This window comes from Serratia sp. Ser99 (assembly GCF_024519545.1).
Lineage (GTDB): Bacteria > Pseudomonadota > Gammaproteobacteria > Enterobacterales > Enterobacteriaceae > Serratia > Serratia liquefaciens.
Genome location: NZ_JALJRT010000009.1, coordinates 142,141 through 164,413 on the forward strand (window position 1 = coordinate 142,141; position 22,273 = coordinate 164,413).

Below are 22,273 nucleotides of genomic sequence, written 5' to 3' on the forward strand. Positions count from 1 at the left end.
TATCGTTTTTTGTGCAGACAAAAACGCGCCGGGGTTATATCTCGGCGGCGTCCATGCAGCTTTAATATCTTGTAATAACATCTATACCCTTCATCTTTCAAGCTGCAGATGTGTTGGCTGCGTTTTCTTACCCCAGTCACTTACTTATGTAAGCTCCTGGGGCTTCGCTCACTTGCCGCCTTCCTGCATCTCGAAATCTATTGGGTATTTATATGGCTGATGCAACGGCGATAAAAAAACAGCGGGGAAATCCCCGCTGTTTTTCAACTGTTGCAGTGAACCGTAAGATTACAGCGCGGCGATGGTCGCCTGCTGTTCCTGCAGCTTCACTTTACCTTCTTTGCAGGCTGCCAGACGTTCGCGCTCTTTGGCGACTACGGCTTCCGGCGCGCGCGCTACAAAGCCTTCGTTGGCCAGCTTGCCTTCGATCGAGGCGATTTCTGCATCCAGCTTGCCCATCTCTTTCGACAGACGCGCGATTTCGGCGTCTTTATCGATAAAGCCGGCCATAGGGATCAGCAGCTCGGCGCCGTCCACCAGTTTGGTGACCGATACCGGGCCTTTGTCACCCGCAGGCAGCAGGGCGATAGACTCCAGACGCGCCAGACGCTCGATAAAGCTCTGGTTCTCCTGCACGCGACGCTGAGCGTCGGCACTGCAGTTGCGCAGCAGCACTTCCAGCTGTTTGCTCGGAGCGATGTTCATCTCGGCACGAATGTTACGCACCGCGGTGATCGCCTGCTTGATCCACTCCAGATCGTTCAGCGCCTGCGCGTCTTCCAACGCGGCGTCGTACTCTGGGAAGGGTTGCAGCATGATGGTGTCTGCGGTTTCGCCGGTCAGGGTTTTCACGCGCTGCCAGATGGTTTCGGTAATGAACGGGATCACCGGGTGCGCCAGGCGCAGCAGGGCTTCCAGCACGGTGATCAGCGTGTGGCGGGTGCCGCGCTGTTCCGCTTCGCTGCCGTTGCTCACGACCGGCTTGGTCAGCTCCAGGTACCAGTCACAGAACTGGTTCCAGGTGAATTCGTACAGGATGTTGGCGGCCAGATCGAAGCGGTAGGTGTCCAGCGCTTCGCGGTATGCCTTCACCGTACGGTTGAATTCGGCCAGGATCCAGCGGTCTGCCAGCGACAGCACTTTCTCGCCGCCGTTGAAGCCGCAGTCCTGACCTTCCGCGTTCATCAGCACGAAGCGGCTGGCGTTCCACAGCTTGTTACAGAAGTTGCGGTAGCCTTCCAGACGCTTCATGTCCCAGTTGATGTCACGGCCGGTAGAGGCCAGCGCCGCCAGGGTGAAGCGCAGGGCGTCGGTGCCGTGCGGCTCGATGCCGTTCGGGAACTGCTTCTCGGTGCGCTTGCGGATTTTCTCCGCCAGCTGCGGCTGCATCATGTTGCCGGTGCGTTTTTCCAGCAGGTCTTCGAGCGAGATGCCGTCAACCATGTCCAGCGGGTCGATCACGTTGCCTTTTGACTTGGACATCTTCTGCCCTTCGTCGTCGCGGATCAGACCGGTCATGTAGACCGTCTTGAACGGAACCTGCGGCTTGCCGTTTTCGTCCTTCATGAAGTGCATGGTCAGCATGATCATGCGCGCAATCCAGAAGAAGATGATGTCGAAGCCGCTGACCATCACACTGGTCGGGTGGAAGGTTTTCAGCGCGTCGGTCTGCTCTGGCCAGCCCAGGGTAGAGAAGGTCCACAGGCCGGAAGAGAACCAGGTGTCCAGCACGTCTTCGTCCTGAGTCAGCACCACGTCGGCGCCCAGGTTGTTTTCGCTGCGTACTTCTTCTTCGCTGCGGCCCACGTAGACTTTGCCGTTCACGTCGTACCAGGCCGGGATACGGTGACCCCACCACAGCTGACGAGAGATACACCAGTCCTGAATGTCGCGCATCCAGCTGAAGTACATGTTTTCGTACTGCTTCGGCACGAACTGAATTTCGCCTTGCTCAACCGCTTCCACCGCCACTTTCGCCAGCGGTGCGGTACGTACGTACCATTGGTCGGTCAGCATGGGTTCGATCACCACGCCGCCTCGGTCGCCGTAAGGCACCGTCAGGTCGTGCGGTTTGATCTCGTCGAGCAGGCCCAATTCGTCAAAGGCGGCAACCACCGCTTTACGCGCCGCGAAACGCTCCAGGCCACGGAACTGGGCCGGGATTTCGTTGCAGTAATCGGTGCAGATTTCGCCGAGGGTGTTGAACACTTCCGCTTCCTGGCGGATATCGCCGTCGAAAGTCAGGATGTTGATCATCGGCAGGCCGTGACGTTTACCGACTTCGTAGTCGTTAAAGTCGTGCGCCGGGGTGATTTTCACGCAGCCGGTGCCTTTTTCCATATCGGCGTGCTCGTCACCGACGATGCGGATGCGGCGGCCCACCAGCGGCAGAATGATTTCTTTGCCGATCAAATCTTTGTAGCGCGGGTCTTCCGGGTTTACCGCTACGCCGGTATCACCGAGCACGGTTTCCGGACGGGTGGTGGCGACCACCAGGTAATCTTTGCCTTCGGCGGTTTTGGCGCCGTCAGCCAGCGGGTAGCGCAGGTGCCACATGGAGCCTTTGGACTCGCGGTTTTCCACTTCCAGATCGGAGATGGCGGTGCGCAGTTTCGGATCCCAGTTCACCAGGCGTTTGCCGCGGTAGATCAGATCTTCTTTGTGCAGGCGGACAAACACTTCGCGTACCGCGTTGGACAGGCCTTCGTCCATGGTGAAGCGCTCGCGCTCCCAGTCCACGGAGTTGCCCAGGCGACGCATCTGGCGGGTGATGGTGCCGCCGGATTCCGCTTTCCACTGCCAGATTTTGTCGATGAACGCATCGCGGCCATAGTCATGGCGAGTTTTGTTTTCTTCTGCGGCGATCTTGCGCTCAACCACCATCTGGGTGGCGATACCGGCATGGTCGGTACCGGCCTGCCACAGGGTGTTTTTACCCTGCATGCGCTGGTAACGGATCATGGTGTCCATGATGGTCTGCTGGAAGGCGTGACCCATGTGCAGGCTGCCGGTGACGTTCGGCGGCGGGATCATGATGCAGAAGCTTTCCTGGCTGGTATCACCGTTTGGCTTGAAGTAACCCTGGTTTTCCCAGTGATCGTACAGCTTCTGTTCGATCTCTTTCGGGTCGTATGCGGTATCGAGATGACTGTTTGTCTTTTCCATTTTATATCGTTGTTCAGTGAGTTGGCGGCGTTGCCGTGGTCAAATGGAAGCCGACGCTGCGATAGGCTTTATATCGGTCGCGCGCCAACTGTTTTAAGGTGTCTTCGTAAGGGACGAAGTCTACCACTTCATGGAAAGCAGTAGCAAAATCTGCAAACTGCGGCAGCAGGGCGATCAGCAGATCGCGCGGTGAGTTGCCGCGTTTGCCGGGCCAACACAGCTCGACCGGGGCACCGTAGTGTGGCCCTTCGCCGGCCAGGTTGTGCGGCACGAACTGGTGCGGATCGCGCTGCCACAGCGCTTCGTCCAACCGCTGTGCCTGTTCCTGGCTTTCGCAGGCGATCAACACCCGCTTGCCGGAGCGCCAGCGTTCGGCGGCAACGGCGCAGGCCACGGCCTCATGCGCGCTGAGCGCACCTGCCGGTTCCGCATGTTCAATTAAATAGAACGTAGCCTGTTTCATATAACCCCTTCATCTTTCAAGCTGCAGCCGTGTTGGCTGCCCTCCCTCACCCCAGTCACTTACCCGTGTAAGCTCCTGGGGATTCTCTCGGTTGCCGCCTTGCTGCAACTCGAAAGCTATTGGGTTTATAAAATTGTGCAGCATTACTAAAAACACAAGGGTACAGCATGCTGTACCCTTGGGGATTATACCTGAATTACCGCTCAGATTTAATCGTCGCCGTTCAGCCCCGCGCGATTGAGCAGGAACTGCGCCAGCATCGCTACCGGACGACCGGTTGCGCCTTTGGCTTTGCCGGAACGCCAGGCGGTGCCGGCGATATCCAGGTGCGCCCAGCTGTACTTGCGGGTAAAGCGCGACAGGAAGCAGGCTGCGGTGATGGCCCCGCCCGGACGGCCGCCAATGTTCGCCATATCGGCAAAATTGGAGTCCAGTTGCTCATAGTACTCGTCGGACATCGGCAAGCGCCACGCGCGGTCACCGGCCTGTTCGGATGCGCCGATCAGTTCGTGTGCCAGCGGGTTGTGGTTCGACATCAGGCCGGTGATGTGGTGGCCCAGCGCAATCACGCAGGCGCCGGTCAGGGTGGCAACGTCAATCACCAGCTCCGGATCGAAACGCTCAACGTAGGTCAGGGTGTCGCACAGCACCAGGCGGCCTTCGGCGTCGGTGTTCAACACCTCGACGGTCTGGCCGGACATGGTGGTCAGCACGTCGCCCGGACGATAAGCGCTGCCGCCCGGCATGTTTTCACAGCCGGCCAGTACGCCGATCACGTTCAGCGGCAGGTTCAGTTCCGCCACCACGCGCATCACGCCGTACACGGTGGCGGCGCCACACATGTCGTACTTCATCTCGTCCATGCTGTCGGCAGGTTTGATCGAGATACCGCCGGAGTCGAAGGTCAGCCCTTTACCCACCAGCACAATCGGCTTGGCGTCCGGGTTCGGGTTGCCTTTATATTCCATCACCGACATCAGCGATTCGTTCTGAGACCCTGCGCCAACCGCCAGATAGGCGTTCATCCCAAGCTCTTTCATCTGCTGTTCGCCGATGACGCGGGTGGTGATGTTGGTGCTGAAGGCGTCCGCCAGTTGACGAGCCTGAGAGGCCAGGTAGCCGGCGTTACAGATGTTCGGCGGCATATTGCCGAGATCTTTCGCTGCCTTGATACCGGAAGAGACGGCCAGACCGTGCTGGATAGCGCGTTCGCCGCTGGTGAGCTCACGGCGGGTCGGCACGTTGAACACCATTTTGCGCAGCGGACGGCGTGGCTCCACTTTATTGCTTTTCAGCTGATCGAAGGTGTAGAGCGTTTCTTTTGCGGTTTCCACCGCCTGGCGCACCTTCCAGTAAGTGTTGCGGCCTTTCACGTGCAGCTCGGTCAGGAAGCAGACCGCTTCCATGGAGCCGGTATCGTTAAGGGTATTGATGGTTTTTTGAATCACCTGTTTGTACTGGCGTTCATCGAGCTCGCGCTCTTTGCCACAGCCAATCAACAGGATGCGTTCGGAGAGAATGTTAGGCACATGGTGCAGCAGTAACGTCTGCCCGACTTTACCTTCCAGTTCGCCACGGCGCAGCAAAGCGCTGATATAACCATCACTGATTTTGTCGAGTTGTTCTGCGATAGGGGACAAGCGGCGCGGTTCGAAAACGCCGACTACAATACAGGCACTGCGCTGTTTTTCCGGGCTACCGCTTTTTACACTGAACTCCATGCACTCTCCTGAATCTTAAAGACAAAGGCAGGCGCTACGGCTAGAATAACGTACTCCGTAACGATCTCCCGCCATTGAGTTAACTAACTATGTTAACCTGAACGGCGTAAATTGCTCTGTTTTGGCGACTATAAGTAAGTTCCTATAGGACACCCAAATGCTAGATGTTGTAATACTATTTTAGCTGTGTTGGTTGCCATATGATGAGAATAAATGGCGGATTAGCGATGAAACTATCGATTTTCCTGCAAAAAGACAAGTTTTCACAGGCGTAATAAGCGTGATCATCATAAGATATCTGGTACGGGAAACGCTAAAGAGCCAAATCGCGATCCTTTTCATCCTGCTTCTGATCTTCTTTTGTCAGAACCTGGTCAAGGTGTTAGGCGATGCGGTGGACGGCGATGTCCCGACAAATTTAGTCCTTTCATTGCTCGCATTGGGTGTGCCGAAGATGGCGCAGCTAATCCTGCCGTTAAGCCTGTTTCTCGGCTTATTGATGACGCTTGGGCGGCTGTATACCGACAGCGAAATCACCGTGATGCATGCCTGCGGGCTGGGTAAACGCACCCTGATTATCGCCGCGATGGTGCTGGCGCTGATCACCTCTGCCGTGGCGGCGGTCAACGTGTTCTGGGCCGGGCCCATGGCCTCGCGCTATCAGGACGTGGTGATCAGTGAAGCCAAAGCCAACCCCAGCATCGCCGGGTTGGCGGAAGGGCAGTTCAAACCTTCGCAAGACGGCAACGCGGTGCTGTTTATCGGCAACGTAAAAGGCAGCACCTTCAACGACGTGTTCCTGGCGCAACTGCGGCCGAACGGCAACCAACGCCCATCCGTGGTGGTGGCTGAGCATGGCCAGATCAACCAGATGAAAGACGGTTCGCAGGTGGTGACGCTGGACAAGGGCACCCGCTTCGAAGGCACTGCGCTGCTGCGTGACTTCCGCATTACCGATTTCAACGACTATAAAGCCGTGGTCGGCCACCGCACGGTCGCCGTGGACGGCAACCAGGCCGAGCAGATGTCGATGCAGACACTGCTGGAGTCTGACGACCCGGACGCGCGCGCCGAGTTCCACTGGCGCCTGACGCTGGTGCTTTCCGTGGTGATCATGGCGCTGTTGGTGGTACCGCTCAGCGTGGTCAACCCACGCCAGGGCCGCGTGCTCAGCATGCTGCCGGCCATCCTGCTGTATTTGATTTTCTTCCTGCTGCAGACGTCGCTGCGTTCCAACGGCGGCAAGGGCAAACTGGACCCTATGATATGGCTTTGGGTGGTCAACGCGGCGTACTTTGCGATCGCGCTGGCGCTAAACCTGTGGGATACGGTGCCGATGCGTAAGCTGCGCGCACGCCTGAGAGGAGCGGCCTGATGTTTGGCGTTTTAGACCGATATATCGGTAAGACGATTTTCAACACCATCATCATGACGTTGTTCATGCTGGTGTCGCTTTCCGGCATCATCAAGTTCGTCGATCAGCTGCGTAAAGTGGGCCAGGGCGAGTACACGGCGCTGAGCGCCGGGATGTTTACCCTGCTGAGCGTACCGAAAGACATCGAGATCTTCTTCCCGATGGCGGCGCTGCTGGGCGCACTGCTCGGGCTGGGGCAACTGGCGACGCGCAGTGAACTGGTGGTGATGCAGGCTTCCGGTTTTACCCGCATGCAGATCGCCGGTTCGGTGATGAAAACCGCTATCCCGCTGGTGCTGTTGACCATGGCGATTGGCGAGTGGGTGGCACCGCAGGGCGATCAGATGGCGCGCAACTACCGTGCGCAGCAGATGTACGGCGGCTCGCTGCTTTCCACCAAAAACGGCCTGTGGGCGAAGGACGGCAACGACTTCATCTACATCGAGCGCGTGGCGGGCGAGAAAGAGCTTTCCGGCGTCAACATCTACCACTTCAACGACCAGCGCAGGCTGGAGACGGTGCGCTATGCCGCCACCGCCAGCTTTGAAGACGGCGTGTGGAAGCTTTCGCAGGTGGATACCTCTGACCTGACCAATGAAAAGCAGGTGACCGGCACCCAGACGCTGACCGGCGAATGGAAAACCAACCTGACCCCGGACAAACTGGGCGTGGTAGCGCTGGACCCAACCTCGCTTTCGATCAGCGGCCTGCACAACTATGTGAAGTACCTGAAACAGAGTGGCCAGGAAGCCAACCGCTACCAGTTGAACATGTGGAGCAAAGTGTTCTCGCCGCTTTCCGTCGCGGTGATGATGCTGATGGCGCTGTCGTTCATCTTCGGGCCGCTGCGCAGCGTGCCGATGGGCGTGCGTGTGGTGACCGGTATCAGCTTCGGCTTCCTGTTCTACGTGCTGGACCAGATATTCGGCCCGCTGAGCCTGGTGTACAACATGCCGCCGGTACTGGGCGCGTTGCTGCCAAGCATGCTGTTCCTGCTGATCAGCGTGTATATGCTGCTAAAACGCAAGTAGCGGCACGACAGACGATTTAAAAAGGCGTAGCCATGCGGTTACGCCTTTTTTGTTTCTGGGAGCTCTGCAGCGCACTACTGCTGATAACGCTATGCACAGGTGCACATTATCGCCGATATCATCCGTAGGGGCGCTGCACGCCGCGTCCGTGCTGTTTGCCACAGTTATCCCCGATGTCTTCCGTAGGGGCGCCGCATGCTGCGCCCTTGCCGTTTGCCACAGTTATCCCCAATCGACACGCCTTACTTTGCCCAAAAAACGAACCCAATGTGACCCCGGCGACGATTTTTTCAGCACTTAACTCATTGAACAACGGATAAGTGTTGCACGTGGATCGCTGAAAGGTATAATGCACCCGTTTTCCGCATACTACTTGCAGTGCCGAAGTGGCGAAATCGGTAGACGCAGTTGATTCAAAATCAACCGTAGAGATACGTGCCGGTTCGAGTCCGGCCTTCGGCACCATTGGTATGTTCGAGAACGTCCGTAACAGTCCGCAAGTTACTAAAATTAAAGCCGAAAGGCTTTTTTTTTGGTCTGAATCCGTCCGAGTACATCCGTTGCAATCCAGACCCCACAGGGGGCATAATTGGGGGCATCCCCACTTCGATTAGAAATGTGCCCCCAAAATGAAGCTCAATGCCCGCCAGGTCGAGACCGCCAAGCCTAAAGAGAAAACTTACAAAATGGCTGATGGGGGCGGTTTGTACCTTGAAGTCACGGCAAAGGGATCCAAGTACTGGCGTATGAAGTACCGCCGACCTAGCGACAAAAAAGAAGATCGCTTAGCTTTTGGCGTATGGCCGTCAATAACCCTTGCCGAAGCTCGTAGTAAACGGGATGAGGCCAAAAGGTTACTGGTGCAGGGGATAGACCCGAAAGCCGAACACAAAGAAACCCAGGCCGAAGCGGCGGGGGCATATACTTTCGAAACCATCGCCAGAGAATGGCATGCCAGCAATAAGCGTTGGAGTGAGGATCACCGTTCACGTGTGCTTCGCTATCTGGAGCTGTATATTTTCCCGCGTATTGGAACGTCTGATATTCGCGGTCTAAAAACCAGCCACCTCTTAACACCGATTAAAGCCGTTGATGCTACTGGCAAGCACGATGTTGCGCAGCGTCTCCAGCAGCGTGTTACGGCCATCATGCGTTATGCAGTCCAGAACGATTATATCGATTCGAATCCTGCCAGTGATATGGCTGGGGCATTGGCAACGACCAAAGCCCGACACTATCCCGCATTGCCCCCACATCGTTTTCCTGAGTTTCTTTCTCGCCTTGCGGCTTATCGTGGTCGTCTGATGACCCGTATTGCTGTAGAGCTTTCCTTACTTACCTTTGTGCGTTCTAGCGAGCTACGCTTTGCTCGTTGGGATGAATTCGATTTTGATAGAGCTTGCTGGCGCATACCGGCGCAACGAGAAGAAATCAAAGGTGTACGCTATTCGCACCGTGGTATGAAGATGAAGGAAGAACATATTGTTCCGCTCAGTCGCCAGGCGTTGATCTTGCTGGAGAGGTTGAAAGAGCTAAGTTGCAGTAATGAGCGACTTTTCCCTGGTGACCATGATCCCAAAAAAGTTATGAGCGAAAACACAGTGAATAACGCGCTGCGTGCTATGGGATATGACACCAAAACGGAGGTGTGCGGGCATGGTTTTAGGACAATGGCTCGTGGTGCTTTGGGGGAGTCAGGTTTGTGGAGTGATGATGCAATAGAGCGCCAATTAAGCCACTCTGAACGCAATAATGTGCGTGCGGCGTATATCCATACCTCCGAGCATTTGGATGAGCGTAGATTGATGGTGCAGTGGTGGGCTGATTATCTAGATGCGAATAAAGAAGCAAGCATCGGGCCCTATGATTTTGCCCGTGAAAAAAGATGAGTAATTCACAATAGCGCTTTGTCTTTAAGGGAGTGTCACCTCAAGGTACTCCCCCTAAAAACTTAAGAAATAGCACTGTAGTAAAACAAACCCTCCAAGATGGTTTTTCTTTGTGATACCCCCTTGCGCGCAATACTACCCCCGCCTCGCCTGCGCACTTCATATGTCGCTTTTCATGCAGTTGCATGAGAGGTCGCAAGCCGCGCCAATCCTGGTGCGGCTGGGGATGAAAGATGCATTTTCTTGCATGCAAAATCATGCACGCGCGATTTGACACCGGCTAGCCAGGAAAAAGGCTGTTTTCAGGGGGAGATAGTGTGATGGAAGTGGGCCTGATTACCCCATCACGGCGAGGTTCGAGATGGGTTCTTGTGCCGCCAGTGTGAGCATGCTGTATTTTTCCCGCCTGCGTTTTTGTTATGCAACTGGCTCAGATGTTGACTGCAAAATCACCTTTGCGGTTTTAGTTCTTCTTTAAACTATTCACTACTGTTCACTTAAATAAAAAAATAGTTAAATCAATAAATAAACTGTGACGAGTCATTTCCTCACTCATCACCCGGTGTTCACTGCTGTTCGCGCGGCTAAAAAGGCCCTTTTATCTGGCTAGCTTAAGGTTGTGCCTGCACGCCTGTTTCTACCTATTAATAAACGGCTATTCATGGCTCGTTCATTTCTTTGGGTTTGCCAAGGTTTGCCAATAAAGGTCAATATTAACCTATATGCCCACTTGGTTGAAAAACAGGTATAAAAGCTGTCCCACCACACAACAACACCTTGTTGCCTCCCCGGTAAATATTCACATAATAGGGCGCTACTGAAGTTCACACTATTCCGGCCAGAGTTGGCCGGACACAAAGAGGTAGCGTTTTATGTTGACCGTTCCCACCTCCATCCCATCCACCCTGTCGCCGGTTATCCCTGGCGGTTACACCCCGCGCGAGCGCTTTATCCGTCTGCCGGAAGTGCTCTACACCACCGGCCTGTCCCGCTCCACCGTGTACGAGATGATGAGCCGCAAGCAGTTTCCGGTTCAGGTCTCCCTCGGCGGTAAAAACGTCGCCTGGCTGGCCTCTGAGGTCGAGCAGTGGATGGATGAACGTATTGCCAACCGTTATCAGGGGAGCGCCGAGTGATGCAGTTAACCCTCGGTCGACACTGTTTTGCCCTGAGTGACAACGACGCCTTGTTTGTAGCGAAAACCATCTTGTTGCAGCGCAAGCACCCGGATATCGTTTTACCTGAGCACCGCAGCGAAAAACACGTTGTGATTTGCCTGACGAACTGGCATGCAGAGCGGCGTCGTATCTGTGCTGATGAAGTGGTTGATCACTATGCGATCGATTGAACGTCCGGGGGTGTCTTATGGCTTGCCCCCACGTCCGGCCCTGCGCTATAGTCCTTCCGCTGCCGCAAAATCGGCAGCCGGGCGTGAGAACCCGAGTTACTTATTGGCGACACAACACGCGCCAGGCGTGTTTTTTTATGTCGTGGCCTTAGTGCGCTCATTTTTTGCGCGGTGGATGTTATGCTATCGCAGCAGTCAATCAATGGTGGCTCAGGCGGGGCAGCCTTCGGGCTGGCCGGTTTCCAATAAGGCCGGTTTCTCACCCCCGTCTGGGCTACCACCCTTGCGTGAGAACTTCGGTGGTAGCAATAATCAATACTTATTGGAGGCTGCCACCATGGCGATGACCCTCACCCCGACTCACCCTACATTCTGCTTTCTGTTTGCGGCCGTGCGCCGTTCTGCGCTGACGGCTTCACCGCGTATGGTGCGCACCGTGGCGGATACCGAATGCAATTCCCGCCGCCTGCTGGCTCGTGATTACGTGTTGTCCTTTGCCGGTCGTCTGCCGGTTAAGGCGGCAGCATGAACACCCTGGCCGACCGCTACTACCGCGACACTCATTACCCTATCCCGCACGCCGATTTTCTGCGTCTCCAGCATGCGCACGCCACCGGTGTGCTGTTCCTTGACCTGCTGGACACTCTCGACCTCGGCGGGCAGCGCCCCGATGCCGTGCAGCGGGCATCGTTTGCCTCGGTCATTGCCTTACTGACCGACCAGCTCGGCCACGTCGTCAATACCTGTGAATCCCAAATCCTTGCCCGCATGGAGGCCACCGCCGCATGAATACCTCATCCTGTTTACCGATTGAAGTCCGTACCGCCGTTTTCCGTCGCGCCGTGGCGCAGGCCTATCTGGACACCTGTGCCTTTTACCGGGTGAGCCTGGGTTACACGCTGGACGAGCTGCAGATGACGATTGCCCTGCGTCTGGAAGGGCATTTTGTGCGTCAGTACGGCGCAGAGGATGGCATGGACATGGCGTGCACGATGCTGAGCGACATGGTGCAGCCGGACGTTCTGGTAGCTGCGCCGCGCCTGACCGCGCTGGGGCAAAAGATGATGGACGAGGTGTGTTGCGAGCGCCTGTCGGCATCGCAGAACGCCATCGTACACTGAGGAGAAGAAGATGAGCGCCCAGTTCGTTTCCCAGACCGTACGCACCGCCACCGGCCAGTGGCCGGTGATACTCCCGGCTCTCGGCATCGCCTTGCAGCCGAACGGCAAGCCGCAGCCGTGCCCGACCTGCGGCGGTAAAGATCGCTTCCGCTTCGACAACCAGGACGGTCGCGGCACCTGGTTCTGCAATCAGTGCGGGGCCGGTGATGGCCTCAACCTGGTGGAAAAGGCCCTGTCACTGTCTGCTAGGGCCGCCGCCGAACAGGTGGCCGCCGTGATGGGGGAGAGCACCAGCGCTTTGCCACCGGCCGCTGAGACCCGCTATGTATTACAGAAGGGCTGCGGGCAAGACAAGGCCGAGGCCCAGCGCAAAACCGCGCGACAGGCACAGGCTCTGGTGGCCGCCGCTCAGTGCCTAACCGGTAACCCCTACCTGAGCGCCAAAGGCTGGCCGGAGGCAGAAACCCTGACCTTGCAGGGCCAGCCGCTGCGCGTTGGTGGTATCACCTTCCAGCCCGGCGACCTGTTATTGCCGCTGCACAATGCCGGGGGCGAGGTGATCAACGTGCAACTGATTAACTCCAATGGTGACAAGCGCATGCTGGCAGGCGGGCAGGTGAAAGCCGCCTGCCACATTCTGAACGGCCCGGACAACGCGGTTATCTGGCTCACCGAAGGCTACGCCACCGGCCTTACCGTGCACCGCCTGACCGGTGAGACGGTGTGCGCGGCGCTCAGTGCCAACAACCTGGCGGCCGTGGCGCAGCAACTGCGCAGCCACTATCCGGATGCGAGGCTGCTGCTGGCGGCCGATAATGACTGGAACGGCACCGGGCAGACCCGCGCCGCCGAGGCGGCCACACTCACTGGCGGCACTCCGGCACTACCGCCCACGGAAGGTGACTGGAACGATGTCTACTGTCAGCAGGGCGCTGAGTCCACGCGCGCGCAGCTCCAGGCGTTCAGCCAGCCGCCGCAGCCGAGCCCGTTCGACACGCTGAGCGATGCCGACTTGAAAGCCATGAGCGCCAGTGAGAAAGCCGAGCTGCTGGCTGAACACTACGGCAATACCCTGGCGGTACCGCCGGTGGGGGAAGAGCTGTGCCGCTATACGCGCGGCGCCTGGCAGGTGCTGCCACACCGGCAGTTGAGCCGGGAGATTGCCGCGTTGTTCCAGAAGGTACGCGCGCCGTTCTCTGCCGCCGGTATCAACAGCATTTTGGACACCCTCAAGCTGATGGTGCCGCAGATGGGCGACCCGGCCCGCCGGTTGATAGGCTTTCGTAACGGGGTATTCGATACCGTCAGCGGGCAGTTCAGCGCCCACCGGCAAGAGCACTGGCTGCGCACCGTTAACAGCGTGGACTATACCCCGCCGCGTGCCGGGGAGAACCTGTCCGACCATGCGCCGCACTTCTGGCAATGGCTGACGCGGGCCGCCGGGGGCAATCACGACAAACAGGAGCGTATTCTCGCGGCACTCTTTATGGTGCTGGCCAACCGCTACGACTGGCAGCTGTTCCTCGAGGTGACCGGCCCCGGCGGCAGCGGCAAGAGCGTGATGGCGGCCATTGCCCGGCTGCTGGCCGGTGTCGATAACACCACTTCTGCCACCATCGACAACCTGGAGTCGGCGCGCGAACGTGCCTCGGTGGTCGGCTTCTCGCTGATTATCCTGCCTGACCAGGAGAAATGGAGCGGTGACGGGGCGGGCATCAAGGCCATCACCGGCGGTGATGTGGTCGCCATCGACCCGAAGTACCGCGATGCCTACGCCGCCTACATCCCGGCGGTGATACTGGCGGTGAACAACAACCCGATGCAGTTCAGTGACCGCAGCGGCGGCGTCTCCCGGCGGCGGGTGATTATCACCTTCCCGGACGCGATACCGCTGGCCGAGCGCGACCCGTTGCTGCTGGACAAAATCACTCAGGAGCTGGCAGTCATTGTGCGTCACCTGATGCAGCGCTTCGCCAACCCGAACGAGGCCCGCACATTGCTCCAGGCGCAGCAAAGCTCGGACGAGGCGCTGACCATCAAACGCCAGGCCGACCCGCTGGTTGATTTTTGCGGCTACCTGACGGTGCTGGGTACTCCGGAAGGCATGATGATCGGCAATGCCAACATCACCCCGGCCAACCCGCGCCGCTACCTGTACCACGCCTACCTGTCGTTTATGGCGGCACGAGGCTATCAGCACGTGATGAACCTGACGGCGTTTGGTTTGGCGGTGCCACAGACATTGAGAGAGTATGAGAAAACCCTGCTCAAACGTAAAACCCGGCTGGGGATGCAAACCAATGTGGTCTTGAGTGAAGAGTGCGAAGCGGACTGGCTGCCGAAGTGTGGCGCTGTGTGACGGTGAGTGAGTCGATCGGCCGGGCCGATCAATAGACCTTTATTGATCTGCCGAACCCATTGGACGCTCAATCGCCGCGCCGCCTATAGTGGCAGTAAAAAAACGCAGCAACACCAGGGCATTACCCCGGCCGCAGAGCGGCCGGTATCATAACGACAAGCGTTCCCCAAACCGGCTCAGGCCGGTTTTTTTATATCCTCGTTGAGAAAGAGAGCACCGCTGCCGGACGGCTGGTTTGCTGCGGCGATGCCATTGCAGCCTGCACACGCCACCCCAATGCAGCGACGCTGCCTTCCCTTCTCTTGGTGAGTTTCTTGACGCACGCGCTGAACCACAGGGCTGCCCGACAGTCAGTTGGTTGAGTGAACGACGGGAGGCTTAACCACCGCGCCCCGGCGTTGCCCCTGCGTCGGCATCACCACCCCCCAGGGATAGGCCGGTTGCTGTTCTTTCTCATACTGATAAACAATGAGTTGTGCCAGATTACGGTGGTCATAGCGGCGGCCGAAATTGAGCGCAATGCTGCTGGGGACGGCCAAAATCACGTGGATGCGTTCGGCGCCGCACGCCGTCAGCATTTTGACCTGTTCGGTAAATTGCAGCGCCAGCCGGGTTTGTTTGGACAGCGACCAGTGATTACCGAGCGTTGTGGCATTCAGCGAGAGATGCGACAGCGGGTAGGCGGGGAAGGTTTGGCGTATGGCCGCAATATCGGCCTGGTATGACACCGAGACCGCCAGCACCACATCTTTGGCCGCTGAGGTGACGAGGCTTTCCATCAGGGTAAAATCGTCGCCGTCATCGTCGGCTTTGTTGTCAATCGGCCGCCACGTTTCTTGCGCTCTATCCCAGTCAAAAACAGAAACTGGGCCATTGTCATCGAGAATGGCGCCAATGTAGAAGGTGAACGGAACCGGCAATTGCCCGCCATACACCAGCGTCAGGTCCTGATGATCGATACCGTCAATGCGGGTGGCGATATTGCTGGCCAGCGTGCTGATATTGTCGTCAAAGGTCTCTTCCGGGTGACTGATTGCGCCATCCTGCATCCGCTGCGTCATATCGAGGGTTAATGCGTCTATCTTTCCGTTGAAATGACGAGAGACCGTTTTATGCAGCGGCGTTGTCGCGACTTTCCGCAGCGCTCTCCCTTCGATGACCACCCCCTTTTTGCGCACCGTGATTTTAGCCTCCCGGTAGGCGTCGACCAGCAGCCAGACAAATCCCCCCAGAATGATAAACGCCGCCACAAACGTGACGGCAGAGTCCGTGATGACATTCCCCTCCGAGACGGCCAGCGAAAAGCGGGCATCGCCTTTTTCCAGGGTTAACGCCTTCCCCAGCAAGTTGTTCGCACCCAGGAGCCCGGCGCCGAGCAGCATGATGAGGTATTGGGTTTTCCGCTGGCGCGTTTTCCAGTCGACCAGCTTTATCAGAATATATTTTACCGTTTCCATGTCAGCGTTTTTCCCTCATGTGTGCGTTGATTTTCACAAACATCTCGGCCTGATACAGCGCGTCATCCAGCGCGTTGTGACTGCCTTGGTTTTTGAGATTAAATCGGGCGTCGATACGGCTGGAGCGGGTGTCCTGCCAGTCGCAGCCGGTGGCGCCCATGTACAAGGCTTTGATATCGAGGGCGGCAAAGCCAAACGGGTTATGGCCGAGATAAACGTGAAAGTAGTAATTGATGAATGACCAGTCGAACGCCGCATTGAAACCGACGAAAATCGGTTTACTCGCGGTGTCGGTGACGGCGGTGACCCAGTGGGCAAATTGCTGCATGGCCACTTTCGGGTCGATGCCGCGCGTTATTTGGATCTGCAGGTTGAAACCGGTAACGGCCAGCGCCTCAGCATCGTAATGCAGATTCAGCGGCTGCACTTCAATGTAAAAGCTATCCGCCGGGTGGTCGATGACGCAGGCGCCAATAGAGAGCAGGCTGCATACGCCGGGTATGGGCCCGGAGGTTTCAATATCGACCGAGATGAAGCCTTCATGTTCAACGCTCATTTTTAACCTCGCTGGTGCGTGGGTGCTTGCCACCGCCTTCCCAGTCGCGGGTGTGCAGCCACTGTTCAAAATAAAACAGCCAGAGCGATGCCCAGGGAATGATCGTGTCGCTGATTTTTAACTGGGCGCGCCATTCGCTGAGCCCATCGTCGGCCTGTGAGTCAGGCAAAAAGAGGCACAGCCTGGCGCCGGGAATATGCTTGTCGGCGGGATACAGGTGCGGAATAGCCCGCGTACCGGCCAACGCGAAAAGATTCGGTTCTGTCACCACGCAAATCGGTGGGGTGCCGAGGCTGTACCGAACCGCGACCCTGTAGCGGCGGCTGAACAGTGAAGGTTGCAGCCACCCTTCCCACAGCAGGGTACGATCGTGATGGATAATGCGCAGCCGTTCATACGGAACGCCGGATTTCAACGCGTGATATTGCTGAGCGATGGTCAGCGGTTTGCAGTGATGCCTGATAACCACGTTATTCACCGTAGAAGGTGTTTTTAGGCACGCCGGCATTGGCTGCCGTACTGGCGAGGCCGGTGGCGATAAGCCCGCCGGTTTTCTTATCAAGATGCAGGCTGCCTTGTTCTCTGGCTGACTGCATATGCTCCATCAGGCGTTGCCTGACGACATCGACCGGCTTTTTGCCGAAGCTGTCTTCGAGGCTCAGGAACAGGTTATCTTCCCCCACGCTGGCGGCGATGGTGTTAAACGTCGCCTGGGCCGCGGCATGCCACTGGTAAAAGGTTTCACTGCGCTGAGGGCCCTCATCCTGCTCTGAACGGTTCCACTTCTCGGCGAAGTTTTCCTCCAGCATGTGCGGGTTGCTGACCTGTATTTCTCCCTGTGTCGACACGATGAAATCCGGCATCAGTTCCAGCACGTCTAACAGGATATCCAGGTCGTTGTCGTAGGCGCACCTGTCAGCAATGATATGGTTGTAGGCATGGCACGCCAGCGTGGTGATGATGACCGAAATTGGGCGGCAGCGCTGCCGGACGTCATCCTGCTCGACGGCCCATTCGTCTCGGTGGCGTTTGAGAATTTGTACGATGCGATTAAGCAGTTTTTTATCGCTGTTGTCGGGGAGCGGGAGCAACGCCTCGGTGCCGACGCGGCTGGCGGAATCCATGACCAGAATGGAGCGAAGAGGCTGCACGTTGGCGCTGCTCTCGAACCACTTCGCATAGCCGCTGGGGTTGGACTCCTTCCAGGCGGTTTGCACATCCACGACCCACAGCGGCTGGCCTATACGTTCTGCTGCACCGGTGTGCGCGCGGCCCGGCGTGATATCCAGATGATAATCCCCGGCATAGTTGATACGGAATCCACGGGGCAAATCGCTTAAGAGGTCTTTATAAGTGTTATGCGACGTCAGCCGCTGGCGAATGGCCGATATCACGCCGGTATAATCCGCCTGGGTGGCATGGGGCAGATAACAAATCAGGTCAATATCGTATTGCTCTTCATTTTTGGGCTTAACGGTGGTGTTGAGCCGTACGCTGCCCTGCGGGTAAATAACGGCATCTTGCAGTAATGGGTCGTCGCCTTCAGACAGGAAGGTGCCGACACCGTTATAGGCGCTTTCGATGTTGGCGTATTGGGTTTTGGTGAGATCCAGCGTTTCAATAATTTGCGATAATAAATCGGCGATACGCTGCTTTTTTCCTGCCGACAGGTTTCTGGCGGTAGCGGAACCGTACATAGTATTTCCTTATGCTATGGGGGCTGCTGTACTGCGAGCGTGAGAACGCTACAGCGGCCAATAATAAAAAGAGGTGAAGCGATGAGCCGCAAGAGGGCCCTGCAAACCGTATCAATCATGAAATCCGGGTTGCATCAGGGGCATTCCGGCAGGCTGAGCAGGTTATTGGGGTGTTCGCCGTCATTTTGCGTTTTAAGGTATTTATTCCCCGCTGCGCTGGTTGAGACAATCACCCAGACGGAATGGCGATTCTCAGTGACCCAAAAACGCCAGGTGCCCGCCTCGATACCGGCAATGGCGTCTGCCTGGGGCAGTGACCAACGGGTGCCATCGGCGTTGACACCGCCAATAGCCTGAATGCGCTCATGCGCGTTTTGGTGATCGGATTTTTTGATACAGGTGACTTGATGGTCTGACATAACAACTCCTTGGTTAGGGGAATATTTACGCATAGGCGTAAGGGGAAACAGAAACCATGAGTCCGGATAGCCCTTTACGTAACCTGGGTTGAAATCACTGCTATAAATGTATAGCCGGATAATGGTAGTGCATTCAATAGCCAGTCTATTACGGGTAATGAGGTTTCTAATTATTTGTCGCATTAATCATGTTTTTTGCTCTAATTAAAGTCAACACCAATGTGATGGTTTTTTTGATTTATTACCATGTGTTTTTTTATAATTTGAGAAAATAATTTTTATAATTAATGTTTATTTTAATATTATATTGATGGTTTCTCTGCCCTTAATGTGTTTATATTCGTAATTTAATTTAATTTAATTTAATTTAATTTAAGTTTTATTAAACGCTATGCCGCGTTTTATCTGTCATTGATAGATTGCGCATCAGCCTGCTATCCCTATTAAATTCATGAGAGATATCAGGGAGGGCTAGTGGGGCTAGAGCTGTGTTTTAGCTTGAGCGGGTGGGTACATCTCCGCTATACGCAAAGTGTAAATCATGGTGGCGTTAGGGGGGACTTTAGGCGGATAACCTTTCTCTCCGTAAGCCTGCTCTGGGGGAACCACCAGGGTCATCGTACCGTGATTTTTCAGTAGCGAAATTGCCTCTTTAAACAACGGCGGGAAATCCGTCACCGGCTGCGACAGTGTGGCGCCAGTTGCTTCCATATCTTGCACTACGGTGCCGTCGACCAGCGTTTCTTTTACCACCACATCCACTGAGGCGGTAGCGGGGATCTGCGCATCACCCGCATAGTCTATACGGTACCAGAATCCGGATAATGCCTGGTGAACTCGCTTATCTTTCTTGAACTCCTCTATATATGCCGCACCTTTTTGCCGCTGGGTTACGTTAATTTTCTCTCTTGCAGCTGCCACCTTTTTCTCGGCGGTGGTCAGGGTGTTATTGAGTTCGTCATCGGACAACATACGTTTACCTGCAAAGGCATCCGCAATACCGGCCAATATCATCCCTTTCTCCGAGTTGGCTCCCCAACGGTGTCTTTCTTCCTGCATTTGCAGAATTTCTTCTCCCAGGGAAACACCAGCGGCGTAATCTTCACGCGGCTGTGCGTCTTTGAGCGCATCGGCAGTCACCAGGCGCGGGCTTCGCGCCTGCAAAGAAACCATGTCGGCTCGCGTATCTGCCAGCTTTTTAACGGTTTCATCCAATTCGGTTTGCATCAGTTGGCGCTGCGACTGCAATTCAGCTTGCTGTTCCTGCAGCACCGCGTCTCGCTTTTCTACTTCCATCAGCAAATTTTTTTGGTGGTTGGCTGCCGCTGATAAGGCCTGGTTTTCTGCTTTTGCTTTGGACAACTGTTGCTGTAATACCGCCCGATCCTGATCCCAGCGCTGCTGTATCTGTAATAGGTTGGCTTTTGCCTGGCGTTCTGTCGGGGTCATCCCCAGCGCCTGGCGCAAGCTTTGCGCCAATTGGGATAGCGCGGCCCAATCCGGCGTTGCCGTTGCCGTTGCCGTTGCCGTTACGGCGTTTTGCTGCAGACGGGTTATCTGTAATTTTAGCTGGGCTATTTCCGTGCGCTGTTGCTGGATCGCCTTATCCTTAATTCTCCAGATTTCGCGCTGCGGTGGCGGTTTTTTGTCGGGCTTACCTTTCTCGGCACTTTGGGTTGGGCGTTTTTCGGTGCGAGGGCGATCCCGCGCGACAGGGGCTTTTTCTGCCGGATAGCTTTTTTCGCTGTATTGCTCGGCAAACTGCAGCAAGGCCGGAATATCGGCATTACCATTGCGCGGTGTTGACGAAGCAGCAGGTAACAGTAAGCCTCCCAGCAGGCAGGCCAGAAAACGGTAGAGCCGTCGCTTCCATAAGGTCATTTCACCGCCCCGCCGCGTTTGGCCAGCTCGGCAAGCAGCGCCTGATTAATCTCGGCGCACTGATAGCTAACCTGGTAACGATAGAGTGCATCAACGGTATCTTGAGTATTCGCATTAACCTGAGCGCGAATGCCGGCATATTGAGAGGCTCCAGACATCAGATCGTCAAATATTTTCTTTTTAACGGCGTAGTTATCTGTTTTTAACGTGGCGAGCACGTTTAAATTTTGTTGGCATTGTTTTAAATCCTGGATTTCACGTTTCACTTTTTCATCTTGTAACGCTACCGTTGAGGTTGATTTAGCCCGGTTTTTTTCCACCGACTGGCAACCGCTGAGTAACAGCATGCCCATCAATGCGATGGCAACAACGAGTGGGTTATAACGCATGTTTAATTTCCTTTTCTTGCCTGTTAACGAGATAAACCGCCTTGCAGCATCCAATGGAAGAGTTCGTTGGTACGTCTGAAATTTAATTTTTTCATTGCCGCGCGTTTGTGAGAACTTATGGTTTTTACCTTGACCCCCATACTGATCGCCGCACCAGCAGGCGTTTTTCCTTGTTTGAGGTGGAATAAAACCTCGTGTTCACGTGGTGTGAGTGGTTCATGGATAAAGAGCTCAGCGGATGGTCGCGCCTGCTCGTTTGATAATAGTTGTGGAAAAATAGTGCTTTCAATACATTGAAATATTAGGGCTACCGGTTGGTGCCGGTATAATATGTTTGATTTTTCCACACCACGATATAGATGCTGCAAATGAGCTTTTTTGCTATCCGCGATAGCGAAGTAAAGCGGCTTGCCTTTATTCGCTCGGGGATGCGGAGCGACGACTACCCCGCTGCATATAGCTTGAAAAATGATATCTGCAGTATGGATATTAGAGCAATCGGAGACAATCGCCTTCATTTTTTTATTTTTAAAGTATATGGATAACACCATAATTAGTCCGGCAGTATAAAACTTATTATCGTCAATGATGACGATGTTTAATGTATTCTTCATGATAGTATTATCTTCGTGGCGGAGTAAACTCGACTCAATCAGCGATGATACTAGGTTATCTAACAAGCTGTAACACACTCAAGGTAATGAATTTAATGGGTTCAATATGAAGTTAAGCTCTGATTTGGTATGGTTTTTTAAATTTAATTAATATAATTAGCCATAATTATATTAATTAATTAGTTAAATTAACTGCGATGATTTTTGGGGTGAGGGGGCTTAACTACATAAGGGGAAGAAGTTAAGCCGCCCAAGAGGCTAACGCGGGCTTAGGGTGCAAATGAAATAGGGGTTTGTTAGCCCTTTGATAAGATATAAGTTTTCCCTTATTTTTTTCGCTTCTGCATAAAACGCGACGCCTGGCGCTTCAGGTAGCACATATTCTCGCCAAATTTCTTCCGGAAGGTTATCAATAGGGTGACGTTCTTCTCGGGTGACTAGGGTTTTGGATAAATTTTTAAAATCAGATTCCTTCATGGAAATGAATATCCGCCGGGCGATAACGTAATCTTTGTCTAACCCTGTAACAGAGCCTACAGCAAGAACTTCACTGCGTCCCTCTCGCGCGGTGATAACATTGAGATCCAGATTGAGTACAAGCTTCTTGCCATCTTTGGAAGTAAAGTATGTACTTACGTGAGCGTTACAACGAAAAGGTTTCTCGCTCGGGTAGTTAAGGTAAAGGGCAGCGCAACCCAAGATAATGATGAAAAAAATCAAAAAACCGATATTCATTTTATTCATTTCAA

At 55.2% G+C, this 22,273-nt stretch carries 21 protein-coding genes and 1 tRNA gene; 10 read left to right on the forward strand and 12 right to left on the reverse strand.

Annotated features, from left to right (window positions below; genetic code table 11):
• Window positions 1-288 precede the first annotated feature (288 nt).
• From NR114_RS18190 to pepA, 3 genes are all read right to left on the reverse strand, one after another.
• On the reverse strand, window positions 289-3,165 hold the full coding sequence (locus NR114_RS18190) for a valine--tRNA ligase (RefSeq protein ID WP_116691369.1): 2,877 nt from the start codon (window positions 3,163-3,165) through the stop codon (window positions 289-291).
• Between the two features lie 13 nt (window positions 3,166-3,178).
• Window positions 3,179-3,628, reverse strand: coding sequence for a DNA polymerase III subunit chi (locus NR114_RS18195; protein ID WP_012005017.1), 450 nt, complete (start codon window positions 3,626-3,628; stop codon window positions 3,179-3,181).
• 209 nt (window positions 3,629-3,837) lie between these two features.
• Entirely contained in the window at window positions 3,838-5,349 is a 1,512-nt protein-coding gene (gene pepA, locus NR114_RS18200) for a leucyl aminopeptidase (RefSeq protein ID WP_020825020.1), read from the reverse strand.
• A 280-nt stretch (window positions 5,350-5,629) separates the two neighbouring features.
• Between pepA and lptF the strand changes: the two genes are divergently transcribed.
• The 10 genes from lptF (at window position 5,630) to NR114_RS18250 (ending at window position 14,511) form a co-directional block, all read left to right on the forward strand.
• Entirely contained in the window at window positions 5,630-6,724 is a 1,095-nt protein-coding gene (gene lptF, locus NR114_RS18205) for an LPS export ABC transporter permease LptF (RefSeq protein ID WP_020825021.1), read from the forward strand.
• Window positions 6,724-7,794 carry an LPS export ABC transporter permease LptG gene (gene lptG, locus NR114_RS18210; RefSeq protein WP_020825022.1) on the forward strand — a complete coding sequence of 357 codons (1,071 nt, stop codon included), beginning with the start codon at window positions 6,724-6,726 and terminating at the stop codon, window positions 7,792-7,794. The genes lptF and lptG overlap by 1 nt, the downstream gene beginning before the upstream one ends.
• Before the next feature lie 380 nt (window positions 7,795-8,174).
• Window positions 8,175-8,259: transfer RNA gene (locus NR114_RS18215), tRNA-Leu, on the forward strand.
• A 164-nt stretch (window positions 8,260-8,423) separates the two neighbouring features.
• The gene (locus NR114_RS18220; RefSeq protein ID WP_256814452.1) at window positions 8,424-9,683 is read left to right on the forward strand and encodes an integrase arm-type DNA-binding domain-containing protein; all 1,260 of its coding nucleotides are present in this window, start codon (window positions 8,424-8,426) and stop codon (window positions 9,681-9,683) included.
• An 872-nt stretch (window positions 9,684-10,555) separates the two neighbouring features.
• Window positions 10,556-10,819, forward strand: coding sequence for an AlpA family transcriptional regulator (locus NR114_RS18225; RefSeq protein ID WP_256814451.1), 264 nt, complete (start codon window positions 10,556-10,558; stop codon window positions 10,817-10,819).
• A complete protein-coding gene (locus NR114_RS18230) occupies window positions 10,819-11,031 on the forward strand; it encodes a hypothetical protein (protein WP_256814461.1) in 213 nt (70 codons plus the stop codon). Before NR114_RS18225 ends, NR114_RS18230 begins: the two co-directional genes overlap by 1 nt.
• On the forward strand, window positions 11,018-11,560 hold the full coding sequence (locus NR114_RS18235) for a host cell division inhibitor Icd-like protein (RefSeq protein ID WP_256814450.1): 543 nt from the start codon (window positions 11,018-11,020) through the stop codon (window positions 11,558-11,560). The genes NR114_RS18230 and NR114_RS18235 overlap by 14 nt, the downstream gene beginning before the upstream one ends.
• A complete protein-coding gene (locus NR114_RS18240; protein WP_256814449.1) occupies window positions 11,557-11,820 on the forward strand; it encodes a hypothetical protein in 264 nt (87 codons plus the stop codon). Before NR114_RS18235 ends, NR114_RS18240 begins: the two co-directional genes overlap by 4 nt.
• The gene (locus tag NR114_RS18245) at window positions 11,817-12,152 is read left to right on the forward strand and encodes a DUF5375 family protein (RefSeq protein WP_256814448.1); all 336 of its coding nucleotides are present in this window, start codon (window positions 11,817-11,819) and stop codon (window positions 12,150-12,152) included. The genes NR114_RS18240 and NR114_RS18245 overlap by 4 nt, the downstream gene beginning before the upstream one ends.
• 10 nt (window positions 12,153-12,162) lie before the next feature.
• Window positions 12,163-14,511 carry a primase-helicase zinc-binding domain-containing protein gene (locus tag NR114_RS18250; protein ID WP_256814447.1) on the forward strand — a complete coding sequence of 783 codons (2,349 nt, stop codon included), beginning with the start codon at window positions 12,163-12,165 and terminating at the stop codon, window positions 14,509-14,511.
• A gap of 350 nt (window positions 14,512-14,861) precedes the next feature.
• On the opposite strand, the gene NR114_RS18255 is transcribed toward NR114_RS18250, so the two are convergent.
• From NR114_RS18255 to NR114_RS18295, 9 genes are all read right to left on the reverse strand, one after another.
• Entirely contained in the window at window positions 14,862-15,968 is a 1,107-nt protein-coding gene (locus NR114_RS18255) for an SAVED domain-containing protein (RefSeq protein WP_256814446.1), read from the reverse strand.
• Window position 15,969: 1 nt separating this feature from the next.
• Window positions 15,970-16,524 (reverse strand): 3'-5' exonuclease, encoded by a 555-nt coding sequence (locus NR114_RS18260; protein WP_256814445.1) that lies wholly within the window; start codon window positions 16,522-16,524, stop codon window positions 15,970-15,972.
• Window positions 16,514-16,993 (reverse strand): hypothetical protein, encoded by a 480-nt coding sequence (locus tag NR114_RS18265; RefSeq protein WP_256814444.1) that lies wholly within the window; start codon window positions 16,991-16,993, stop codon window positions 16,514-16,516. Before NR114_RS18265 ends, NR114_RS18260 begins: the two co-directional genes overlap by 11 nt.
• Window position 16,994: 1 nt before the next feature.
• A complete protein-coding gene (locus NR114_RS18270) occupies window positions 16,995-18,221 on the reverse strand; it encodes a nucleotidyltransferase (RefSeq protein ID WP_256814443.1) in 1,227 nt (408 codons plus the stop codon).
• 134 nt (window positions 18,222-18,355) lie between these two features.
• The gene (locus NR114_RS18275; protein ID WP_256814442.1) at window positions 18,356-18,640 is read right to left on the reverse strand and encodes a DUF3892 domain-containing protein; all 285 of its coding nucleotides are present in this window, start codon (window positions 18,638-18,640) and stop codon (window positions 18,356-18,358) included.
• Between the two features lie 480 nt (window positions 18,641-19,120).
• Complete coding sequence (locus tag NR114_RS18280; RefSeq protein WP_256814441.1) at window positions 19,121-20,521, reverse strand: FKBP-type peptidyl-prolyl cis-trans isomerase N-terminal domain-containing protein; 1,401 nt, start codon at window positions 20,519-20,521, stop codon at window positions 19,121-19,123.
• Complete coding sequence (locus tag NR114_RS18285; protein ID WP_256814440.1) at window positions 20,518-20,910, reverse strand: hypothetical protein; 393 nt, start codon at window positions 20,908-20,910, stop codon at window positions 20,518-20,520. The genes NR114_RS18280 and NR114_RS18285 overlap by 4 nt, the downstream gene beginning before the upstream one ends.
• A 23-nt stretch (window positions 20,911-20,933) precedes the next feature.
• On the reverse strand, window positions 20,934-21,524 hold the full coding sequence (locus NR114_RS18290; RefSeq protein WP_256814439.1) for a helix-turn-helix transcriptional regulator: 591 nt from the start codon (window positions 21,522-21,524) through the stop codon (window positions 20,934-20,936).
• A gap of 258 nt (window positions 21,525-21,782) precedes the next feature.
• Window positions 21,783-22,268: a hypothetical protein gene (locus NR114_RS18295; RefSeq protein ID WP_256814438.1), complete on the reverse strand. Its 486-nt coding sequence runs from the start codon at window positions 22,266-22,268 to the stop codon at window positions 21,783-21,785.
• Window positions 22,269-22,273: the final 5 nt, after the last annotated feature.